Origin of the sequence: Aliiroseovarius sp., from assembly GCF_965228805.1 — a bacterium.
Classification (GTDB): Bacteria; Pseudomonadota; Alphaproteobacteria; order Rhodobacterales; family Rhodobacteraceae; genus JASBTN01.
Genome location: NZ_CBDDIE010000003.1, coordinates 3,854,464 through 3,875,334 on the forward strand (window position 1 = coordinate 3,854,464; position 20,871 = coordinate 3,875,334).

At 63.4% G+C, this 20,871-nt stretch carries 18 protein-coding genes; 14 read left to right on the forward strand and 4 right to left on the reverse strand.

Annotation, left to right across the window (positions count from 1 at the left end; translation table 11 throughout):
• Window positions 1–137: 137 nt before the first annotated feature.
• The 9 genes from ACO07D_RS20030 (at window position 138) to ACO07D_RS20070 (ending at window position 9,194) form a co-directional block, all read left to right on the forward strand.
• A complete protein-coding gene (locus ACO07D_RS20030; RefSeq protein ID WP_421704691.1) occupies window positions 138–1,547 on the forward strand; it encodes a type II and III secretion system protein family protein in 1,410 nt (469 codons plus the stop codon).
• A gap of 3 nt (window positions 1,548–1,550) precedes the next feature.
• The gene (locus ACO07D_RS20035) at window positions 1,551–2,228 is read left to right on the forward strand and encodes an OmpA family protein (protein ID WP_421704692.1); all 678 of its coding nucleotides are present in this window, start codon (window positions 1,551–1,553) and stop codon (window positions 2,226–2,228) included.
• Window positions 2,229–2,516: 288 nt separating this feature from the next.
• A complete protein-coding gene (locus ACO07D_RS20040; protein ID WP_421704693.1) occupies window positions 2,517–3,770 on the forward strand; it encodes an AAA family ATPase in 1,254 nt (417 codons plus the stop codon).
• A gap of 39 nt (window positions 3,771–3,809) precedes the next feature.
• Window positions 3,810–5,270 carry a CpaF family protein gene (locus ACO07D_RS20045; RefSeq protein ID WP_421704694.1) on the forward strand — a complete coding sequence of 487 codons (1,461 nt, stop codon included), beginning with the start codon at window positions 3,810–3,812 and terminating at the stop codon, window positions 5,268–5,270.
• 5 nt (window positions 5,271–5,275) lie between these two features.
• A complete protein-coding gene (locus ACO07D_RS20050) occupies window positions 5,276–6,244 on the forward strand; it encodes a type II secretion system F family protein (protein WP_421704695.1) in 969 nt (322 codons plus the stop codon).
• 12 nt (window positions 6,245–6,256) lie between these two features.
• A complete protein-coding gene (locus tag ACO07D_RS20055; protein ID WP_421704696.1) occupies window positions 6,257–7,231 on the forward strand; it encodes a type II secretion system F family protein in 975 nt (324 codons plus the stop codon).
• A 15-nt stretch (window positions 7,232–7,246) separates the two neighbouring features.
• The gene (locus tag ACO07D_RS20060; RefSeq protein ID WP_421705078.1) at window positions 7,247–7,798 is read left to right on the forward strand and encodes a tetratricopeptide repeat protein; all 552 of its coding nucleotides are present in this window, start codon (window positions 7,247–7,249) and stop codon (window positions 7,796–7,798) included.
• A gap of 28 nt (window positions 7,799–7,826) precedes the next feature.
• Window positions 7,827–8,690, forward strand: coding sequence for a tetratricopeptide repeat protein (locus tag ACO07D_RS20065; protein ID WP_421704697.1), 864 nt, complete (start codon window positions 7,827–7,829; stop codon window positions 8,688–8,690).
• Between the two features lie 3 nt (window positions 8,691–8,693).
• A complete protein-coding gene (locus ACO07D_RS20070) occupies window positions 8,694–9,194 on the forward strand; it encodes a prepilin peptidase (RefSeq protein ID WP_421704698.1) in 501 nt (166 codons plus the stop codon).
• A 12-nt stretch (window positions 9,195–9,206) separates the two neighbouring features.
• Here ACO07D_RS20070 and ACO07D_RS20075 read toward each other — a convergent pair whose 3' ends face one another.
• Window positions 9,207–10,799, reverse strand: coding sequence for a hypothetical protein (locus ACO07D_RS20075; RefSeq protein ID WP_421704699.1), 1,593 nt, complete (start codon window positions 10,797–10,799; stop codon window positions 9,207–9,209).
• Between the two features lie 153 nt (window positions 10,800–10,952).
• On the opposite strand from ACO07D_RS20075, the gene ACO07D_RS20080 reads away from it, so the two are divergent.
• On the forward strand, window positions 10,953–12,266 hold the full coding sequence (locus ACO07D_RS20080; RefSeq protein ID WP_421704700.1) for an ATPase: 1,314 nt from the start codon (window positions 10,953–10,955) through the stop codon (window positions 12,264–12,266).
• Between the two features lie 60 nt (window positions 12,267–12,326).
• Here the strand turns inward: ACO07D_RS20080 and ACO07D_RS20085 are convergent, their stop codons facing one another.
• Window positions 12,327–12,809, reverse strand: coding sequence for a DUF4405 domain-containing protein (locus ACO07D_RS20085; RefSeq protein ID WP_421704701.1), 483 nt, complete (start codon window positions 12,807–12,809; stop codon window positions 12,327–12,329).
• Between the two features lie 95 nt (window positions 12,810–12,904).
• On the opposite strand from ACO07D_RS20085, the gene ACO07D_RS20090 reads away from it, so the two are divergent.
• The 4 genes from ACO07D_RS20090 to ACO07D_RS20105 all read left to right on the forward strand — a co-directional run bounded on the left by ACO07D_RS20090 (window position 12,905) and on the right by ACO07D_RS20105 (window position 17,371).
• On the forward strand, window positions 12,905–15,304 hold the full coding sequence (locus ACO07D_RS20090; RefSeq protein WP_421704702.1) for a ligase-associated DNA damage response DEXH box helicase: 2,400 nt from the start codon (window positions 12,905–12,907) through the stop codon (window positions 15,302–15,304).
• A 31-nt stretch (window positions 15,305–15,335) separates the two neighbouring features.
• The gene (gene pdeM / locus ACO07D_RS20095; protein WP_421704703.1) at window positions 15,336–15,998 is read left to right on the forward strand and encodes a ligase-associated DNA damage response endonuclease PdeM; all 663 of its coding nucleotides are present in this window, start codon (window positions 15,336–15,338) and stop codon (window positions 15,996–15,998) included.
• An 81-nt stretch (window positions 15,999–16,079) separates the two neighbouring features.
• Window positions 16,080–16,511 (forward strand): PaaI family thioesterase, encoded by a 432-nt coding sequence (locus ACO07D_RS20100; protein WP_421705079.1) that lies wholly within the window; start codon window positions 16,080–16,082, stop codon window positions 16,509–16,511.
• A gap of 68 nt (window positions 16,512–16,579) precedes the next feature.
• Window positions 16,580–17,371 carry a crotonase/enoyl-CoA hydratase family protein gene (locus ACO07D_RS20105; RefSeq protein WP_421704704.1) on the forward strand — a complete coding sequence of 264 codons (792 nt, stop codon included), beginning with the start codon at window positions 16,580–16,582 and terminating at the stop codon, window positions 17,369–17,371.
• 46 nt (window positions 17,372–17,417) lie between these two features.
• On the opposite strand, the gene ACO07D_RS20110 is transcribed toward ACO07D_RS20105, so the two are convergent.
• Window positions 17,418–19,841, reverse strand: a complete 2,424-nt coding sequence (locus ACO07D_RS20110; protein WP_421704705.1) for a methyl-accepting chemotaxis protein — start codon at window positions 19,839–19,841, stop codon at window positions 17,418–17,420.
• A 118-nt stretch (window positions 19,842–19,959) separates the two neighbouring features.
• Window positions 19,960–20,862 (reverse strand): bifunctional methylenetetrahydrofolate dehydrogenase/methenyltetrahydrofolate cyclohydrolase FolD, encoded by a 903-nt coding sequence (gene folD, locus ACO07D_RS20115; RefSeq protein ID WP_421704706.1) that lies wholly within the window; start codon window positions 20,860–20,862, stop codon window positions 19,960–19,962.
• Between the last annotated feature and the right edge of the window lie 9 nt (window positions 20,863–20,871).

Below are 20,871 nucleotides of genomic sequence, written 5' to 3' on the forward strand. Positions count from 1 at the left end.
CGGTGTTGCACCGCGCCCACATGAAATCCACCCCGCAAGGTATTGATTCTTGCAAAAATTCGAAATCTGACGCAGTGTTGCGTCCAATATGGGCAATAAGACCCGAAATTGAGGCGTGATCGGAGAGGCAGGATCACATGAAAATCGACAAGTTCTTGAAGGCGGCCCTTGTGGGCCTGACCCTTGGCATTGCGTTCGCCCCTGCGGGCGCGCAGGCCGAAACCCTTCGCGTCATGCGTGGCGAAGCAACCGCAGCCCTGCAGGTTCCGATGAACCGGGCCGTTGTTGTGGAAAGCGACACGCCATTTGCGGAGATTTCCATTGCAAACCCCGGGATCGCGGATATTTCGACCCTGTCGGACCGCACGATCTATGTGCTGGGCAAGACGCCCGGCCGCACCACGATGACGTTGCTCAGCCCCGATGGGCGGTTGATCACCAATGTCGAGGTGCAGGTCGCGCCGGACATTGCCGAGTTCAAGGAACGGCTGCGCCAGATCCTTCCCGGCGAACAGATCGAGGTGCGCACCGCCAACGACGGCATCGTGCTGTCAGGCGTCGTCAGCTCCATCGCGAAACTCGACCGCGCACTGGACCTGGCCGAACGGTATGCGCCGGAACGCGTGTCCAACCTGATGAGCGTCGGCGGCACCCAGCAGGTCATGCTGAAGGTGCGTTTCGCCGAGATGAGCCGCTCGGTGCGCAAGGCACTGAACGGATCGGTTGACATCCAGGGCGGCAACAGCGTTGGCGTCAACGCCGAAACTGGCACCTGGCTGGACGGCGACAACGGTATCGGCAACCCGATCGAAGTGACGGCCGGCATGGAAGGCGGCCTGGCCATTGGCTTTAACGCCGGCGCCTTCGAGGTCGCGGTCCTGCTGGAAGCCCTTGAAAGCAAAGGCGTCGTGCGCACCCTGGCCGAGCCGAACCTGACCGCCCTGTCGGGGCAACAGGCAAGCTTCCTGGCCGGTGGCGAATACCCGATCCCGGTGGTCGGCAACGAAGGCGATGTGACCATCGAATACAAACCCTTCGGCATCGAGCTGACCTTCACCCCGCGTGTGGTCGACGGCGATGTTATCAACCTGAAACTGGATGCATCGGTGTCGGGCATCGACGCCACGAACTCGTTCAACAACAATGGCATCAGCGTCGCAGCCTTCCGCACCCGGCAGGCGTCGACCACGGTCGAGATGCGCGACGGCGAAAGCTTCGCCATTGCCGGTCTGTTGCAGGACGATTTCCAGGATCTGAACGGTCAGGTGCCCTGGCTGGGCGACATCCCGGTCCTGGGCGCCCTGTTCCGCAGTGCCGAATACACCCGTGAACAGAGCGAACTGGTGATCATCATCACCCCGCACCTGGTCACCCCGACCCGCGGCGAGGCCCTGGCGCTTCCGACCGACCGGGTCCGCCCGCCGACCGAAAGCCAGCTGTTCCTGTTTGGCCAGACCGCCGCACCGAACCGCCCGACCACGGGCGCGGCCGGTGAGGTCGCCCAGCAGGACTTCGGTGGTTCCTACGGCTACGTGATGGAGGACTGAGACATGGCACGCACCCGTATCAAAACCCTCCTCGCCGCAACCTCGGTGATCGCCCTCTTGGCCGGTTGCGGGGACGTTGGCCCGCTGAATTCCTGGACCCAGGAGGCTGGCGCCTTCCTGGATGAGGGATATTTCGGCGACGCCACGCTGAACAACACCGGGCTGCAATCCGGCGACCGCAGCTTCCTGATCGCAATGGGCGAACGCTTCTCGCGCGAAACCCGCGACACGGTTAACTTCGCTTTCAATAGCGCGGTTCTGGACGCCGAGGCGCAGACCATCCTGCGTCAACAGGCCCATTGGATCCGCCAGTTCCCCGAGGTGAAGTTCCGCGTCTACGGCCACACCGACCTGGTTGGCTCGAACGCCTATAACAAGCGACTTGGCCTGCGCCGCGCTCGCGCTGTGGTGAACTACCTGGTGTCCCATGGCATCGACCGCCGTCGTCTTGAAGCCGTGGTCAGCCATGGTGAAACCCAGCCGCTGATCGCCACCCAGGACCGCGAACGCCGCAACCGCCGCACAGTGACCGAGGTCTTCGCCCTGAACGCAAACAACGGAACCGTGCTGAACGGCAAATATGCCCAGGCGGTCTACCGTGAGTATGTGGAAAGCGCGACCGAACCGAACCTGCCCGCCGTGCGTGGTCCGGAGATCATCAACACGACCGAGACCTGGTAAACTCAGGCCCGATCCTGCCCGAATTGGGGGTCGAAGCAGCGCTTCGGCCCCCTTTTTCATGCAATTTTAAGCGTTTTCTTTCCGGAAACAGCGCCTCTATCCGGCCCGGACCGTCTCAAAAGAACGCATAATTACGATTTTTTAGCCCCAATCTTGCCAAACTTGACTGTCAATTCTTGCAGGCATTGGGAGCAGTCCGCGTGTGTATCGAGTCGCGCGGGGCCCGCACAGTGACCGGCAAGAGCAATCCGGCACGTCGTTCGGGTCGAAATGAGAAGGAACGAGGCAATGAGTGGCAGTGTGGCACTGCAACCGGAACCCGCACCGATCGTGGCCTGCACGATCTCTCGGGACGTGCAGAATTTCGATCTGTTGATTGAGGATATGGAAGCCGAACTGGGCGAGACCTGGGGCGATCTGGCGTTGGAAGACGCGATCACCTTCTTCGGCCAGCCGGACGCGGATGCATTGGAATTCGTGGCCATCGCGATGGACGATGAGGACGAGGGGAATTTGGCCCTGGTCGCCGACATCATCAAACATGCGACGGACAAGAGCATCAAGGTGATCGTCATCGCCGAAGAGGTTAGCCCGATCGCGCTGCACCAGCTGTTGAAGATGGGGGCCGAGGAATTCGTGCCCTACCCCCTGCCGGAAGGTGCGCTGCATGACGCCATCGAACGGCTGCGTGCGCCAGAGCCGGAGCCCACCCAACCCGAAGTGCCCGAGGGCATGGAAACCACGTTGAAGGCCACCGGCGACCGGGAAGGCGTGGTGCTGCCCGTGCACGGCATGGCCGGCGGCACCGGCTCGACCACGCTCGCCGTGAACCTGGCCTGGGAACTGGCCACCATCGAAAAGGACAACCCGCCGCGGGTCTGCCTGTTGGATCTGGACCTGCAATTCGGCTCAATCTCGACCTTCCTGGATCTGCCCCGCCGCGAGGCCGTGTACGAGATGCTCTCGGACACCGAGATGCTGGATCATGAAAGCTTCATGCAGGCGATGCTGACCTTCAACGACCGCATGCAGGTGCTGACCGCACCCGCAGACATGCTGCCGCTGGACCTGGTCAGCGCCGATGACATCGACCGGGTGATCAACTTCGCGCGCACCAACTTCGACTATGTCGTGATCGACATGCCCTCGACCGTGGTGCAGTGGACCGAAACCGTTCTCCAGCACGCCCATGTCTATTTCGCGACACTGGAGTTGGACATGCGATCCGCGCAGAACACCCTGCGCATGATCCGCGCGTTGAAGAGCGAGGAACTGCCGTTCTCAAAACTGCGCTACGTGCTCAATCGCGCGCCGAAGTTCACCGACCTGACCGGCAAGGCCCGGGTGAAGCGTCTGGCCGAAAGCCTGGACATCACCATCGAGCTGCAGCTGCCCGACGGCGGCAAGCCGATCGTGCAGGCAGGTGACCACGGTGTGCCGCTGGCCGAAACCGCCACCAAGAACCCGCTGCGCAAGGAAATCCAAAAGCTCGCCGCCTCGGTGCACGAGCTGAACAAATCCGCCGCTATCGCGGCCCAATGAACCGCCGCTGACACGGCCCTGTAGATCGGAGGCAAGCCCTTGTTCTCACGTTACAAAAAGCCCGGAGCCCAGAAACCCGCCCAGGCGGGCACGCCCAACCTGCAAGCGGTCGAAGGCGGTAAGCCCGCAGCGGCCCCCAAGCCACAACCGACCCCGAAGGCCGTGCGCAAATCCGGCACCGAACGTGTCGCCGCGCGCGTCACGCCCCAGGACAAGGAACGCAAGCGCAAGGAGCGGCTGAGTGACATCAAGGTCGAGCTGCACAAGGAGCTGCTGGACAACCTCAACCTGGCCGCGCTGGAAAGCGCCACTGAAAAGGACTTGCGCGCCGAGATCACCGCGATCTCGAACGAGGCGCTGGAAAGCATGGGTGTGGTTCTGAACCGCGAGGAACGCCAGACCCTGAACAGCGAGCTTTACGACGAGGTCACAGGCCTTGGTCCGTTGGAACCGCTGCTGAAAGACGACAGCGTCAACGATATTCTGGTGAACGGCCCGCAGCAGGTCTTCGTCGAACGCGCGGGCAAGCTGCAACTGACCGACACGACCTTCAAAGACGAACGCCACCTCTTGCGCATCATCGACAAGATCGTGTCGGCCGTGGGTCGCCGTGTCGATGAATCCAACCCCCATGTGGACGCCCGCCTGGCCGATGGCTCGCGTTTCAACGCCATGGTGCCGCCGATTGCCGTGGATGGCTCGCTTGTTTCCATTCGTAAGTTCAAGAAGGACAAGCTGGGCGTTGATGACCTGGTGAGCTTCGGCGCCTTTACCGAGGAAATGGCCGCCTATCTACAGGCCGCCGTCGCCACGCGCCTGAATGTCATCGTCTCGGGCGGTACCGGTTCCGGTAAGACCACCACGCTGAACGCCCTGTCCTCCTTCATCGACGACAGCGAACGCATCCTGACGATCGAGGACACTGCGGAACTTCAGCTGCAACAGACCCACGTGGGCCGGATGGAAAGCCGCCCAGCGAACGTCGAGGGCAAGGGCGCCGTGTCGCAGCGCGACTGTCTGAAGAACGCCCTGCGTATGCGCCCTGACCGCATCATCGTCGGTGAGACGCGCGGCGAGGAAGTCATCGACATGCTGCAGGCCATGAACACCGGCCACGACGGGTCGATGACGACGATCCACGCGAACTCTGCCCGCGATGCGGTTTCGCGTCTGGAAAACATGGTCGCCATGGCCGGGATCGAGATGCCGCTGAAAGCGGTGCGCAACCAGATCTCGTCCGCTGTGAACCTGTTCGTGCAGGCCAGCCGCCTGCAGGACGGCAGCCGCCGCATGACCTCGATCACCGAGATCACCGGCATGGAAGGCGAGGTCATTTCGATGCAGGAGGTGTTCCGCTACGAACGCCTGGGCCTGCAACCCGATGGCAAGATCATCGGGCGCTTTACCGCGACCGGCGTGCGGTCGCATTTCTCGGACCGGTTCCGTCAGTGGGGCTATGACCTGCCCCATTCGATCTTCGAACCTGTCGCAGCGGAGTAACAGACATGGTCATTTCCGCAGAACCGCTCATCTATGGCCTGATCTTCGTGGCCGTGCTCGTCCTGGTGAACGCCGTCTACCTGATGGTGTTCGGCAAGTCGATCAGCCTGAACAGCCGTGTGAATCGCCGCCTCGACATGCTCGAAAAAGGTGCGGGCCGCGAACAGGTGCTGGAGCAGCTGCGCAAGGAAATGTCGCAGCACATGAACGCGAAGGGCATTCCGCTCTATTCGCTGCTGGCGCTGAAGGCACAGAAGGCCAATATCGCCTTTTCGCCCAACCAGCTGATCATGGTCATGGTCGGGCTGATGGGGGTCGCCTATGTCGGCCTGACCGTCGGGACCGAGGCCGGCCTGCCCGTGCGCATCGCCGTGTCGATCGCGATGGGTGTGGGCGCCGTCTATGTCTGGATCAACAACACCGCCAAGAAACGCCTGTCGATGATCGAGGAACAGCTGCCGGATGCGGTGGAGCTGATGGTGCGCAGCTTGCGCGTCGGCCACCCGTTCAGCTCGGCGATCCAGATCGTCGCGAAGGAGGTGCCCGACCCGCTGGGATCCGAGATGGGCGTGATCGCGGATGAAAGCGCTTATGGGCGCGATGTGGGCGAGGCGCTGAAATCGCTGGCCGAACGCATGGATATGCAGGATCTGCGCTTCCTCGCCGTGGCTGTGACGATCCAGCAGACCTCCGGCGGCAACCTGGCCGAGATCCTTGATGGTCTGGCCAAGGTGATCCGGGCGCGTTTCAAGCTGTTTCGCCGCGTGAAAGCCATCACTGCCGAGGCCAAATGGTCCGGCACCTTCCTGTCGGGCTTCCCGCTAGTGGCTTTGGTGATGATCAACGTGATCCAGCCGAACTATTACGACGACGTGAAGGAAACCGCCGTCTTCATCCCCGCCTGCCTGGTTGTGGCCGGCTTCCTGGTGGCAAACGTCTTCGTGATGCGCGCGCTTGTGAACATCAAGGTCTGAGGAGGCTTACCGATGCTTGAACAGATCAACACCATGCTGACGGACATGATGGGCCCGCTGGGGCCGGTCCTGGCTGTGGGTATCCTGGGCCTGTTCCTGGTGCTGGGCGCCCTGCCCATTCTGATGAACAAGGAAGAAGACCCGCTCGACAAACTCAAAAAGTCGAACGAGCGCCCGGCGGCCGACCCGAAGATGGCCCTGCGTTCGGCGCAAGGACATGACAAGCTTGAGAAATTCTCGGGCTTCCTGGAACCCCAGGACGAAGAGGAATACTCGGCCATGCGCCTCAAGCTCCTGCAGGCGGGATATCCCGGCAAGGACGCGGTGCGCACGTTCCACTTCGCGCAGTTCGCGCTTGGGTTGGGCTTCCTCGTGCTGGGCATCGGCTATGTCTTCCTGCAAAAGAACACCGGTGCAGAGGTCTCGACCCAAAAGATGATCCTGTCGGTACTGATCCCCGGCGGCGCGGGTTATTACCTGCCCAAATACTGGGTGACCCGTCGTGTCGAGGAACGCAAGGAACAGATCACCAACGGTTTCCCCGACGCACTGGACATGATGCTGGTCTGCGTCGAGGCCGGTCAGTCGCTCGACCAATCCATCATCCGCGTGGCACGCGAAATCCGCGCGGGCTACCCGGCGCTGGCCGACGAGTTCGAGATCGTCGCGCATGAGATGAAGGCCGGTAAGGATCGTATCCAGGTGCTGCGCGACATGGCCGAACGGGCCGGCGTGCCGGACGTGGCCAGCTTTGTCACCGTGCTGATCCAATCGACCAGCTTCGGTACCTCAATCGCCGAAGCGCTGCGGGTCTACGCCGGCGAAATGCGCGACAAACGCGTCATGCGCGCCGAAGAGAAGGCAAACACCTTGCCCACCAAGATGACTCTTGCCACTATGATGCTGACCGTGCCGCCGCTGTTGATCATTCTGATCGGCCCGTCGGTCTTCGAGATTTACCAGACGTTGCAGAACGCCAATTTCTAAAGAGGTGTCAACATCATACGGGTGGGACTAACATGCACGCTGGCACTGCTGGCGGGATGTGCGAATACGGGGTTGCCGAATGACGGCAGCCCCTTTGCGCCTTCTGGCGTACCGCGCGGCGAGGAAAGCGTCGATGGGCTGATCGTCGGCCACCGCCTGATGGCGGCGGGCGAATATGAACTGGCGCTGAAAAGCTACCTGCGCTCGGCTGCGGACCATAGCACCACCGTCGATGTGCTGTCTGCCGTGGGCTCGGCGAACCTGATGCTGGGCCGCCTGGGTCAGGCGGAAAAGATGTTGCGCCGCGCGGTTGAGAAGGACGACAGCTTTGCGCCTGCCTGGAACAACCTCGGCGTCGTGCTGATGGAACAGGGCGAAGAGGCCGAGGCCGCGCGCGTGTTCCGCATCGCCTTCGGGCTCGATAGTGGCCAATCTGCCGAAATTCGCGAGAATTTGCGCCACGCGCTCGCCAAAGTGGAAAATCCGGGCTATGCTCCGGCTACAAACGAAAATTTCGCACTGGTGCGCCGGGGGGCCGGGGACTACCTCCTTCTGTCGACGCCATAAGCGGGTTCGAGCAGTAAGAGGACGCAAAATGCGCCATCCCATTCTTGTAACGCTCTGCCTTGGCGGAGCGGTGGCCCTGTCGGGCTGCCAGCGCCCCGGCAGCGATGCCGAGGTCACCCGTGCGATCGCCGATGTGAATGTGATCGACGAGGCCAATCTGAACGACATCATGTTGACCGTGGGCGACCCGGATGAGGCCGTGGCCTATTTCCGCCGTGCCTCCAAGTCGCAGCCTGATCGGATCGACCTGAAACGTGGATTGGGCAAGGCGCTGGTCCGCGCCCGCAAGGCGCCCGAAGCGGCCCGGGTCTTTGCCGAGATCCTCGACAGCGACGAGGCGACCGACGAGGATCGCGTCGACCTGGCCGACGCCCATATCCGCGCTGGCGACTGGGCCAAGGCGGAACGGGTGCTGGATACGATCCCGCCCACCTTCGAGACCTACAAGCGCTACCGCCTTGAAGCCATGGTCGCCGACAGCAACGAGGAATGGGACCGCGCCGACAGTTTCTATGAAACTGCCGTCAGCCTGACCACCAAACCCTCGGGCGTGTTGAACAACTGGGGTTATTCCAAGCTGACCCGTGGCGATTTCGCGGGCGCCGAACGGCTGTTCACCGAGGCGCTGACCTATGACGACAAGCTCTTCACCGCCAAGAACAACCTGGTCCTGGCACGCGGCGCGCAGCGCAAATACGATCTGCCCATCATCGCGATGACCCAGACCGAGCGCGCGCAGCTTCTGCACACGCTGGCCCTGTCGGCGATCAAACAGGGCGACGTGCAGACCGGCAGTGCACTGCTGAAAGAAGCCATCGACACCCATCCGCAGCATTTCGAAGCCGCCGTGCGCGCCCTGCGTGCGTTGGAAGGCGGCGTGAGCGCGGGCTGAGCGATGATCACCGTACAGATGGCCTCGACGGGCTGGTGGTTCCTGCCCGTCGTATTGCCGATCGCGATCTGGGCCGCTTGGAGCGATCTGGCGCGTATGAAGATCCCGAACCTGGCCGTCCTGGCCCTGCTGATCACCACGATCCCACTGGGCTTCCTGGCCATGCCCGCAATGGACTGGCTGTTTCGCCTGATCAACGCGCCGGTGATCCTGGCCATCTGCTATGTGTTCTTCGCCGCCGGTGCGATGGGCGCGGGTGACGCGAAATACGCCGCAGCGGCGGCTCCTCTGTTCGACCGTCAGGATCTACCGCTGATCATCATCCTGACCACGGCCACCCTGCTGGCGGGTTTTACCCTGCACCGGGCCGTGCTTCACACCCCCGCCCTGCGCGCCCGCATGCCCGATTGGCACAGTTGGGAGCGCAAGGACTTCCCGATGGGGTTGGTGATCTCAGGCATCATCCTGTTTTATCTTTTGATCGTGGTGATCTACGGCCGGTAACCCCGGCCGTTTTCACTTGCGATAGAGGATGTAGAGATCGGTGCGATCAATCTCGGTCAACTGCGCGCCCGCCGCCTCGATCTCGGTCAGCATCAGCTTGCGCATGCGCGACGCAATCGGGCAAAGCGGCACCAGCACCAGATCGGCATTCTCGAACCCGCTGAGCCCGCCGTAATACCAGGGCGCGCCGCCTACCAGCGGCTCCCCTGCCCCGTTCAGCCAGGTCACGTTCAACACGTCGGTGGTAAAGATCTGCTGATCCCGCGCCAAGCCGCTCTCGCGCAGCTGGTCCGAGATCGTCGCCACCCACTGGCTCATGCCCAGGCCCAACGTGCAGAGCGGCAGCGCCTCGCCATTCACCGACACGGCCTCGACCCGCTCCGGCGCGCCAGGCACGCCTAGGGGCACCGAGGCACCCACATCCAGGTTGCGCAACTTGGCAACCTGCAGGTCCTCATGCGCCTCCCCCCCCGGCAGCATCGGCATGTAAGCCGCGCGGTCCGTATTCAGATGGCGAAACGCGCTCCAGCCCATATTGATGAAACTGGGCGCGGCCAGGACGATGGCCGCCATGCCAAGGTATCCAATCCCGGCAGTCACATTCCATCCCAGCACATTATGTAACTCCCGCGGCGGCACCAGGGCAAACAGCAGAAAGCCCAGCAACATCAGCCATTGCGGATCATTTTCGGCATTCTGCCAGGTGACATAGAGGAACCCGGGCGCCAGCAGCAGCAAAAGCAGCCCCTCCGCAGGACGTTCCCCTTGGCGCAGCAGAACCACCGCAAAGATCAGCACCAGCGTGCCCGCCATATGCGAGGGTGCGCTGATCACCTGGCCCAGGCTCATGCCTGGCTGCGGGCGCACCGGGCTGGCCGAAACCTGCTGCAGATCTCCGATCCAGGCCATCCAGAACTCGATGCTCATCAGCCCGGTGACGGCCAGCGCTACAACCAGCCCCGCCGCAACCGCAACGCCAAGGCTGCGCAGCGCGCCACGGGCCAACAGGGCCGCAAGCACGGGCAGTGCGAAAGCGGCAAAGAAAGTCACCTTGGTCAGCGCCATCAGCGACAGGCCCAGCCCGATCACCAGACCATCCGCCACCGGATGGTCATTCCCCCGGTTTGGCAACAGCGCCGTGGCCAACACCAGGAAGGCCGCCGCCCAGGCCCAGCGATTGTAATGCATCGACATGCTGACACTGGGCTCCGTCGTGCCATGCACCAACCCCAGGAACAGCACCAGGACAACGGCCCCGAAACCCGCGGCCCAGCCCCCGGAAAACCGGCTGGAGGCGACCCACCAGACCGCTGGAAACGCCAGGGCCGCAACCAGCACCTGACCCAGGATCATCGCCTGTCCCACGCCGAAACCTGCTTTCAGGAACAACAGGATGGGAGCAAAGGCACCAATACCGATCGGGGTGACGAAATCCAGATGTGGCCGCTCACCGCTCGCCATGCGCATCAGCACATCGACCATATGGAACGTGTCGCCTTCGTGCTTGCCCACGAACAGTGCTCCGGGCGCAACCGACGCCCCCGCCAGCAGGATAAACAGCGCGCACAGCCCCCCCGCCAGGATCACCGCATTCGGTCGTTCCATTGCCAGCCCTCGCACCCTGTCCCGTTAACCGTCTGGCAACACTATCGGCGCAGACTAAGCCTCGGAAAAGCCCTGCCAGCGGTTTTTGTTGTCCAGATGGCCCATGAAGGGTAGAATCACGGAAAAAATCAGGCATCAAAAAGAGCAGATCAGATGAATATGCAGACGGCCGCCGTGCCCGCGCCTCCCCCCGCGCGCAACCTGTCCGATACCGGGCTCAGCATCGTGATGATGCGCGACATCCTGCTGAAGACGATGTTTCGCATGAACTTGGACCTCGTGTCCGAATTGGAAAGGGTGCTCTGCCTGCCCAGCCGGGTGGTGCAGGAACTCATCGATATGAGCCGCGATCAGGGGCTGATCGAGGCGATGGGCACGCTGCACGCTGGCGCCACCTCGAACGAAATGGGCTACCAGCTGACCGATACCGGCAAGGCCCGCGCGCTGGACGCGCTGTCGCAGTCGGAATATTACGGCGCAATGCCGATCCCGATGGAGGAATACGGCAAACAGGTCAAACGCCAGTCGATCCGCAACATCACCATGACCCGCGGTCAGCTGACCGGCGCCATGGGTCACCTGGTCCTGCCCGATGACCTCCTGGATCACCTCGGGCCTGCGGTGGGCTCGGGCCGCTCGATCCTGATGTATGGCCCGCCGGGCAACGGGAAATCCTCGATTTCAAACGGTATTCGCGACGCGCTCGGCGACAAGATCTACGTGCCCCGCGCCATCGAGTACTCTGGCCAGGTGATTACGGTCTATGACCCGATCGTGCACAGCTCGGCCGAGGAACAGGTGGACGACGGCAACTCCCTGCGCCGCAGCTCGATGAAATACGACCGCCGCTATGTGCTTTGCGAGCGGCCTACTGTGATCACCGGGGGCGAGCTGTCACTGGACATGCTCGACCTTGTCTACAATGCCACCTCACGCACCTACCAGGCACCCCTGCAGCTGAAATCCACCGGCGGCGTCTTCATCGTCGACGACCTTGGCCGCCAGGCCGAACCGCCCCAGGCGCTGATCAACCGCTGGATCGTGCCCCTGGAAGAAAGCAAGGACATCCTGGCGCTTCAGTCCGGCGAAAAATTCGAGGTGCCCTTCGACACGCTGGTCATCTTCTCGACCAACTTCCACCCGAACGAGATCTTCGATAAGGCGGCGCTGCGCCGGATCTTCTTCAAGATCAAGATCGACGGGCCGACCCAGGAAGATTACCTGAAGATCTTCGCCATGGTCGCGCGCAAGAGGAAGATGCCGCTGGACGAGGCCGCTCTGGTGCATCTTCTCAAGAAGAAATACCCGACCATCGACAATATCTATGCGAACTACCAGCCGATCTTCCTGATCGACCAGATGATCGCCATTTGCGAGTTCGAGGGCATTCCGCGCCAGATGAGCCCCGAGCTGATCGACCGCGCCTGGGCCAATATGTTTGTGCGCGAAGAGCATATCGAACACTGACAAAACGAGGCGGCGCCCACGCGCACCGAGGCGCCGCCTCACCTGTTCACCCGCTAAATCTCAGCGCGTGAACAAGGTTTGGATCATCTGCATCTGTACGCCGCGGTCCCCTTCTGCCAGGTCGCGAATGCTCTGGCCCGCTTCGGCCTCAAAGCCTGCCTCCTTCAACGCGGTCAGCCCAGCGTCCAGCTCCTGGCCGGACAGGGCGATGACCGTCTCCATGTCGGCCTGTTCCACAGCCTGAACGACGGCCATCATCGGGTTGCCGCCCTCTGGCCCCAAGGGCAGAAAAGTCATCACCAGCAGCGCTGTGCCGACGCCCATGATCCCCATCGCCAGCGGACGTTTCAGATAAGTGGTAAAGGGGCGCCAGTTCAGCGCCAGATGCGCGCCGACACCCAGCAGCATGGCCCAGCCGGCCCATTCATGCACCACCTTGCCCAGCGTGGTTTCCAGGTGAAAGAACATCAGCGTGCCGGTCACTCCCATGATCAGGAAACTGGCGATGGTCAGGGGCGTGGCCCATCTGCGCAGGGATTTCATTGTCATCTCCATCACTCTTTCCAGATGAACGGATATCCACACCGGTTCCGTCGCCCGCTCGTGCGTTTTTTTTCGCCCCGCGCTACAGTCCCCGCATGAGCGCCCTGCCAACCCGATTTTCCGACTGGTTCGCTGCCCGTGGCTGGCAGCCGCATCCGCATCAAATCACGATGCTGGAGCGCGCTGCCGACCCTGCCCTGATGCTGATTGCACCCACAGGCGGCGGCAAGACGCTTGCAGGTTTCCTGCCTTCGCTGGTCGAGTTGGCCGATAATCCGGTCCAGGGGTTGCACACTTTATACATTTCGCCGCTCAAGGCCCTGGCCGCCGACATGCGTCGCAATCTGACGCGCCCGATCGAGGATATGGGCCTGCCGGTGCGGGTCGAGGACCGGTCCGGCGACACCTCGCAAACCCGCAAGAAGGCCCAGCGCGCCGATCCGCCGCATATCCTGCTGACCACGCCGGAAAGCCTCGCGCTGCTTCTGTCCTACGAAGATGCCCCGCACATTTTTGCCGGGCTGAAACGGGTGGTGGTGGACGAGCTGCATGCGCTGGCGGAGAGTAAACGCGGCGATCAGCTGATGCTCTGCCTCACCCGGCTGGCCGCGCTGCGCCCAGACCTTCGCCGCGTCGGCCTGTCCGCCACGGTCGAGGACCCGCCCGCCCTGGCAAACTATTTCGCGCCTCACCCCGCACCTTGCGACATCCTCACCGCCGATCCCGGCCCGGATCCGGACATCGCCATGCTGCGTACCGAAGCCCCGCCACCCTGGTCCGGTGGCGGCGGCAAATACGCGATGGCCGAGGTGCTGGAACAGGTGCGGCAGCACAAGACCACGCTGATCTTTCACAACACCCGCGCCCAGGCCGAGATCTTCTTTCACCACCTATGGCTGGAAAACACCGACAATCTGCCCATCGGGATCCACCATGGCTCCCTGTCCCGCAACGCCCGCGAGAAAGTCGAGGCGGCGATGGTCGCGGGTCAGCTGCGCGCCATCGTCTGCACCGGATCGCTGGACCTGGGGCTCGACTGGGGCGATGTGGACCTTGTGATCCAGGTGGGCACGCCCAAGAACGTCAAGCGTCTGGTGCAACGGATCGGGCGAGCGAACCACCGCTACAACGCCCCCTCCAAGGCCTTGTTATTGCCTGCAAATCGCTGGGAAGTCATCGAATGTCAGGCCGCGATCGAGGCCGCCCTGGCGCATGACCTGGACGGCGACCCGCGCGGCCCCGGCCCGCGCGACGTGTTGTGCCAGCACATCATGATCACCGCCTGCGCCGCACCCTTCGACGCAGCTCAGCTGTTCCAGGAAATACGCAGCGCTGGCGCCTACGCTGGGCTGACCCGCGCGGAGTTCGACGACTGTCTCGATTTCGTGGCCACCGGCGGCTATGCGCTGAAAGCCTATGCTCAATGGAAGCGACTGCAACAACGCCCCGACGGGCTCTGGCAGCTGCGCGACCCGCGCCACGCCCAACAGGTGCGCATGAACATCGGCACGATCCAGGACACCGACACGCTGAAGGTTCGCATGAAGGGCCGCGGGGGAAAGCCGCTTGGCGAGGTCGAGGAAGGTTTCGCCGCCTCGCTCGTGCCCGGCGACACATTCCTGATCGGCGGCCAGATCGTGCGGTTCGAAACCCTGCGCGAGATGGAGGTTCAGGTCAGCCGCGACCGCGGCCGAAAACCCAAGGTCGCGGTGTTCATGGGGACAAAATTCTCGACCTCAACGCAGCTCTCCGCACGTATTCTCGAGCTGCTGCACGGCGACACCTCCGCCCTACCCGACCACACAAGAGACTGGATTTCCTTGCAGAAATCCAGCTCGCAACTGCCCCGCCCCGGCCGCATCCTGGTCGAAAGCTTCGAATATGAAGGCCGGGCACACAGCTGCGTTTACGGCTTTGTCGGCAAGAATGCGATGCAGACCCTGGGGTTGCTGCTAACCCGAAGGATGGAGGAGGCCGGACTTGGCCCCCTGGGCTTCGTCGCTACCGACTACGCCACGCTGATCTGGTCGATCGAGCCAATGGGCGACCCCGCCTCCCTGCTGGAGCCGGAGGGGCTACGCGACGGGCTCGACGGATGGCTTGCCGAAAACGCGCTGATGAAACGCGGTTTTCGCGCCACCGCCACCATCGCCGGGCTGATCACCCGCAACCTGCCGGGCAAGCGAAAGACCGGGCGCCAGGCGACCTTCAGCTCGGACATCCTTTACGACACGCTGCGCAAGTACGACCCGGACCACCTGATGCTGCGTATCACCCGTGACGAGGCGATGCGCGGGCTGATCGGCTTTGCCCGGATCGAGGAGATGCTGGAACGCACCCGCGCGCGCGTCGATCACGTGGTGCTGGACCGCGTGCCGCCCTTCGCCGCGCCCCTGTTCCTGGAGGTCGGCAAGGTTCCAGTCGAGGGCGCCGGGGCCGAAGCGCTTCTGGCCGCCGAGGCCGAAAGCCTGATGCAGGCCGCGGGTTTGGCTTGATTTTCTCGTTCGGGCGCGGCAGGCACACATCATGAACGGGCGCTCTTTCATCTTTGCCGGCACCGAATTGACCCTGCTGGGCTCCGGCGCGCTGTTGTGGGGCGAGGCCCGGTTGCTCTGCGTCTCGGACCTGCATCTGGGCAAATCCGAACGCATGGCGCGGCGCGGCGGCGACATGCTGCCCCCCTATGAGACCCGCGACACGTTGGCCCGGCTGGAGGCCGACATCGAGGCCACCGGCGCGCGCAGCGTGGTCTGCCTGGGTGACAGTTTCGACGACCTGGATGCCGCGCGGGGCCTGCCCGAAGACGAGGCGCTATGGCTCGCCCGCCTCATGGCCGGACGGCGTTGGGTCTGGATCGAAGGCAACCACGATCCCGGCCCGGTCGAATTCGGCGGCACCCACCTGGCCGAGCTGCACAGCCCGCCGCTTTCTTTCCGCCACATCGCCCGGCCCGGCGCGGCAGGCGAGATTTCGGGACATTACCACCCCAAGGCGCGGGTGCGCCTGCGCGGTCGGTCGGTCACCCGTGCCTGCGCGCTGGTCGACAGCGACCGGGTGATCCTGCCCGCTTACGGCACCTATACCGGTGGGCTGCGCTCAGATGACGCGGCGCTGACCCGGCTGATGCGCTCTGACGCGCGCGCCATACTGACCGGCACCACCCCGCATGTGATCCCGATGCCGCGCTGAATCGACAAAAGAAACGGGACGTCACGCTTTGTCCCCACCCAGCCCCCTGCTACCGCTTGGGAAAAGGAGGCGCCCATGACCCTGGACCCGGCAATCGACACCCGCGTGCGCGCAAGTTTCGCCAAGCAGAGCATGATGGAGACCCTGGGCGCCAAGGTCATTGCGCTCGGCGAAGGGCGGTGCACCATCCGTTCGTCAATCCCGCCGGGCGCACGTCAGCAGCAGGGGTTCGGCCATGCCGGGCTGACCTTTTCGGTCGGCGACAGCGCGGCGGGTTATGCGGCACTGACCTGCATGGGGCTCGACAGCGAGGTCGTGACCTCCGAGATCAAGATCAACCTTCTGGCCCCGGCCGTTGGCGAGTACCTTCTGGCCGAGGGGCGGGTGATCCGCCCCGGCCGCCGCCTAATCACCGTGCAATCCGAGGTCTGGGCGGTGACCGGCGAGACCCGCAAGCAGATCGCCGTGCTGCTGGGCACGATGGTGCCGGTTCCCCTGACGACACCTGGTTGACTGCCGTGACGTGAGGCTTGGGTTTCACCCCGCAACCCGTTTTACTCGATGCAAACAAGGAGGCCCCGATGAGCGACCGCGTGACCATTTCTGAGACCGGCCAGGTGGCCACTGTGACCCTGTCACGCCCGGACAAGCGCAACGCGCTGGACCTGCCAATGATCGAAGGCATCGTCGCGGCGGCGGAAAACCTGAAGGACCGACGCGATATTCGCGCCGTGGTTCTGACCGGCGCGGGCGAAGCCTTCTGTGCCGGGCTCGATGTGGCCGCCATGCCGGTGCTGGCCAAGGTGGCGGGCGAGGCCGGATTTCAGACCCGCACCCATGGCGCCTCGAACCTGTTTCAGGCCACTGCGATGGCTTGGGCCGAGCTGCCGCAACCGGTGATTGCAGCCGTTCACGGCTACGCATTCGGGGGCGGGTTCCAGATCATGCTGGGCGCCGACATACGGGTGGCCGCCCCACAGACACGTTTCTCGATCATGGAGGGGCGCTGGGGCCTGGTGCCCGACATGGGCGGCATGGTGCTGATGCGCCGCCTGGCACGCGGGGATGTCATTCGCCGCCTGACATACACGGCGGAGCAATTCGCGGCGGACGACGCCCAGGCCTGGGGCTTTGTGACCGAGCTGGCCGAAGACCCCCTGCTGCGCGCCCAGAGTCTGGCCACCGAGATCGCCGCGCGGTCCCCCGATGCTGTGCGGGCGGCAAAGGCTCTGATCACGGAAACCGAGCTCACCAGCATCGAGGGCACGCTAATCGCCGAAAGCGCAGCGCAGGAGGCCCTGGTCGGCCAGCCCAACCAGATGGAAGCCGTCATGGCCGGGATGCAGAAACGACCGCCGGTATTCCGCGATTGACGTCGTCTAGCACCGGTCGCTCTAGCAAAGCCGACCCCGAAGCAGATCAGCCCTGTACAGCCTTTGGGGGAACGGCAGGTTCGGATTGCGCGCGCACCCATTGCGCATCTGCCTCGACCTCGGCGCCACTGGCGTTGAACCGGGCCAGGGCGTGATCCAGCATATTCGCCTCGCTGCGAAGGGTGTGGCTGGAGGCCGTGACCTGTTCGAACATGGCCGCGTTGACCTGGGTGGTCCCGTCCAACTCGCTGATCACCGCATTGACCTCGGAAATGCCGATCGCCTGTTGATCAACCGCATCTGAAGCCTCGGCGGTCTGCTTCGAGATCGTGACGATTGCCTCGGTCACTTCGCTGACCGCCTGCATCGCCTCGGCCACCATCGCCACGCTCTTGTCCACCGCCTGGGTGCTGTCAGCGATGACCGTAGATATTTCACCCACCGCATCGGCAGAGCGCTGCGCCAGCGCGCGCACCTCGGACGCGACCACGGCGAAGCCACGCCCGCTTTCACCGGCTCGGGCCGCCTCGACCCCAGCATTAAGAGCCAACAGGTTGATCTGGAACGAAATATCCTCGATCACACCAACAATACGGTTGATGTTGCGGGTGGTCTGCGACGCCTCGTCCAGCGACGATACCGCGCGTTCCGCCACCACGGCACTGGCGCGTGCATTCTCTTCGGCCGAGGTGGCCGAACTGCTGGCGCTGGCGATGTTTTCCGACACGGATTGCACGGTCGCACTGATCTCTTCCAGGGCCGCAGCGGCTTCTTCCAGCCCTGCGGCACTCTTTTCCGTGCGCCGGGCCAGATCATCCGCCGAAGCCTGAATCTCGTCCGATTTCTGCGACACGGTCTGACCGCTTTTCGAGATCTCCTCAACCATGACCTCCAGGGTTTCCAGGGTCTGGTTCATGTTGCCCTGAAGTTCGGCAAAGACGCCTTCATACTCCCCGTCCATCCGGGTGCGCAGGTTGCCCCGCGCGAGGTCCTTGAGCACGTCACCTGCGCTTTCCAGGCTCTCTTCCACGCCCCCAAGAAGGCTGTTCACGGCCTCGACAAGAGCGTGAAGGTTGGGGTCGCTGACCCGTGTGTCGGCCCGGGCCGCAAAGTTTCCGCGAATGGCTTCGGACATGACCGTACTGATGCTGCTCTGCACCGCCTCGAACTCGGCAAGCTGTTTGCGTTCGGCTTCTGCGGTACGTGCAGCCTCTTCCCGCGCCTCGCGTTCGGCCGCGACATTGCGTTCCAGAAGCTCCTTCTCGCGCTGGTCAGCCTCGCGTTTCTCGGCCTCCATCCGGCGGGTGTCGAGGATGTTTTGACGGAAGGCCAGGGCTGATTTTGCAATCGCGCCGATCTCCGTGTCCTGCACCATGCGCTCCACGTCGATCTCCGTATCCCCCTCGGCCAGCTTATTGATTTCATGCGCAATCCTCTGCGCGGGTTTGGCGATCATGAACAACACCACCCGCGCACAGATCACAGAGGCAATGATCGACGAGACGATCACCCAGATCGCCGCCAGCAGGGTCAGGAGCCGGGTCATCGACAGCTTTTCCTCCAACTGGCCCCGCGCCTGGGCGGTTTCCTCGGATACCACGCGTTCCAGCATGCGCATCCCATCAAGCGCCGGACCGTCAGAGACCTTGACCACGCTGTCGATTTCTTCCGGCGAAGCGCCATTGCGCGCAAGCCCCTGCACCTTGCCCAGCCCGGCGTCGTAGGCGTCAATGACCCCGGCGATATCGGCCAGGGCGGTGCGTTCACGGGTGTCCAGCGGAAAGGTCTCATAGGCCGCCAGGGCGTCGCGCGCCGCTGCCATATCGGCCTGAACCTTGGCCACACGTGCCTCGTCCTGGCGTAGCACATAGTTCTTGAACTGGTGGATCATGCCACCATAGCCCAGGGCGCGACGCAGCTCGACCAGATGTACGCTTTTTGTGGCCGCCCCACCCAGATCATCGGCCTGCACCCGTTCGAACATCAAGTTGAGCGCCACCAACGCAGGGCCATCGTCGATCTTGACCTGTCCGTCCAGTTCCTTGGCCGTGACCCCCAACGCAACCAGCCCCTCGGCGCTTTCGAGTGCGGACAGGTAATTCGTGACCACGTCGCGGATTTCCGCAACGGCGGCGATCTCTTCGGCTGTGCCACCCATCGCTTCGAGATTGTCGAGCGCACCGAGCACGCCGCCAGCAGCCGATTCCACCTTTCGCACGCGCGTTGCATCCTGGCGCAACACGTAATTCTTGAACTGGTGGATCATGCCACCGTACCCCAATGCGGACACGACGGAATTCACCGCCCGTGCCCGCGTAGCGGAAGCGTGCTGGTAGCTGCGCCATGCTTCCTGGCTGCCTGACGCCAGGAAGAACAGATAGGTCGATGCCGCAGACAGGAAGACCCCAGTCCCGGCAATCAGAATGACGATGTATTTTGCAAGAGTACTGACCGAAAGCGCCCGCTTCATGTCTCTGTCCCCGATATTTCCTTCGGGTCCTGTCTACGTCAGAGAGATGAACGGGCGGTTAGCGGTGGTGCGACGAACCCCATGAAACAAAGGGGTTCGCCGCGACGTTTGGTCGCGATCAGGCGGTCAGGCCCTCGGGTTCTGCCAGCCCGTTGGCACGGCAGCAGGCGGTCAGGGTGTTGGCCAGCAGGCAGGCGATGGTCATCGGGCCCACGCCACCCGGAACGGGGGTGATGGCACCGGCCACGGCGGCGGCACTTTCGAAATGCACGTCGCCGACCAGTCGGGTCTTGCCTTCACCTTTCTCGGGCGCGTCGATGCGGTTGATGCCCACGTCGATCACGGTCGCGCCGGGCTTGACCCAGTCGCCGGTGATCATCTCGGGCCGCCCCACGGCGGCAACCAGGATGTCGGCCTGCTTGCAGACCTCTTCGATGTCCTTGGTGCGCGAGTGCGCGATGGTCACGGTGCAGCTGTCACGCAGCAAGAGGTTCGCCATCGGCTTGCCGACGATGTTCGAGCGGCCCACGACCACGGCGTTCAGACCCGACAGCGACCCGTGATGGTCACGCAGCATCATCAGGCAGCCCAGCGGGGTGCAGGGCACCATGGACTTCTGACCGGTGCCCAGAAGACCCACGTTCGAAATATGGAACCCGTCCACATCCTTGGCCGGATCAATCGAGTTGATCACCAGGTCTTCGTTCAGGTGGCCGGGCAGCGGCAGCTGGACCAGGATGCCATGCACCGCCGGGTCGTTGTTCAACTGGTCGATCAGCGCCAGCAGATCCTCTTCCGAGGTCTCGGCGTCCAGCTTGTGTTCGAACGAGTTCATGCCGACCTCGACGGTCTGCTTGCCCTTGGATCGGACATAGACCTGGCTGGCCGGATCTTCGCCCACCAGAACCACGGCCAGGCCCGGGGTGATGTCGTTTTCTTCCGTCAGCCGGGCCACATGGCCTGCGACTTTCTCACGGACACCGGCCGCGAAGGCCTTGCCGTCGATGATGGTGGCGCTCATGTCTGTCTC

Bases quoted from the DNA above. Each gene is read 5' to 3' on its own strand.
- ACO07D_RS20030 (WP_421704691.1), top strand. From the start codon at position 138: ATGAAAATCGACAAGTTCTTGAAGGCGGCCCTTGTGGGCCTGACCCTT.
- ACO07D_RS20035 (WP_421704692.1), top strand. From the start codon at position 1,551: ATGGCACGCACCCGTATCAAAACCCTCCTCGCCGCAACCTCGGTGATC.
- ACO07D_RS20040 (WP_421704693.1), top strand. From the start codon at position 2,517: ATGAGTGGCAGTGTGGCACTGCAACCGGAACCCGCACCGATCGTGGCC.
- ACO07D_RS20050 (WP_421704695.1), top strand. From the start codon at position 5,276: ATGGTCATTTCCGCAGAACCGCTCATCTATGGCCTGATCTTCGTGGCC.
- ACO07D_RS20055 (WP_421704696.1), top strand. From the start codon at position 6,257: ATGCTTGAACAGATCAACACCATGCTGACGGACATGATGGGCCCGCTG.
- ACO07D_RS20065 (WP_421704697.1), top strand. From the start codon at position 7,827: ATGCGCCATCCCATTCTTGTAACGCTCTGCCTTGGCGGAGCGGTGGCC.
- ACO07D_RS20070 (WP_421704698.1), top strand. From the start codon at position 8,694: ATGATCACCGTACAGATGGCCTCGACGGGCTGGTGGTTCCTGCCCGTC.
- ACO07D_RS20075 (WP_421704699.1), bottom strand. From the start codon at position 10,799: ATGGAACGACCGAATGCGGTGATCCTGGCGGGGGGGCTGTGCGCGCTG.
- ACO07D_RS20080 (WP_421704700.1), top strand. From the start codon at position 10,953: ATGAATATGCAGACGGCCGCCGTGCCCGCGCCTCCCCCCGCGCGCAAC.
- ACO07D_RS20085 (WP_421704701.1), bottom strand. From the start codon at position 12,809: ATGAAATCCCTGCGCAGATGGGCCACGCCCCTGACCATCGCCAGTTTC.
- ACO07D_RS20090 (WP_421704702.1), top strand. From the start codon at position 12,905: ATGAGCGCCCTGCCAACCCGATTTTCCGACTGGTTCGCTGCCCGTGGC.
- pdeM (WP_421704703.1), top strand. From the start codon at position 15,336: ATGAACGGGCGCTCTTTCATCTTTGCCGGCACCGAATTGACCCTGCTG.
- ACO07D_RS20105 (WP_421704704.1), top strand. From the start codon at position 16,580: ATGAGCGACCGCGTGACCATTTCTGAGACCGGCCAGGTGGCCACTGTG.
- ACO07D_RS20110 (WP_421704705.1), bottom strand. From the start codon at position 19,841: ATGAAGCGGGCGCTTTCGGTCAGTACTCTTGCAAAATACATCGTCATT.
- folD (WP_421704706.1), bottom strand. From the start codon at position 20,862: ATGAGCGCCACCATCATCGACGGCAAGGCCTTCGCGGCCGGTGTCCGT.